The sequence below is a fragment of the Komagataeibacter intermedius TF2 genome (assembly GCF_000964425.1).
GTDB classification, from domain to species: domain Bacteria; phylum Pseudomonadota; class Alphaproteobacteria; order Acetobacterales; family Acetobacteraceae; genus Komagataeibacter; species Komagataeibacter intermedius.
Genome location: NZ_BANF01000289.1, coordinates 1 through 355 on the forward strand (window position 1 = coordinate 1; position 355 = coordinate 355).

General features: G+C 55.8%; 1 protein-coding gene. It reads right to left on the reverse strand.

Going from position 1 to position 355, the window contains the following annotated elements; translation table 11 throughout:
- The coding region (locus B7449_RS17135; protein WP_048883902.1) for a DDE-type integrase/transposase/recombinase at positions 1-355 on the reverse strand (355 nt) is incomplete at both ends.

The window sequence follows — 355 nt, forward strand, 5'->3', positions numbered from 1 at the left end:
TGAAACGGGGTGTCGTAAATTGCGACCCCTGGTCAGTATTGAAAATGTCCGGGGCGTCATAGCGCATGAGGGCATCCTGTAGCGCCTCGATACAGAACTCCACGTCCATCGTGTTCGACAGACGCCAGGACAGGACCTTGCGCGTGAACCAGTCCATGATCGCCACGAGATAGAGAAATCCCCGTTTCATGGGAATATATGTGATATCGGAACACCAGACCTGGTCAGGCCGATTGATGACCAGATCCCGTAGCAGATATGGATATTTCCGATGTTCCGGATGGGGCACGGTCGTGCGCGGCTTCTGGTAGATCGCCCGCAGGTTCATGATCGCCATGAGCCGCCGGACCCGCTT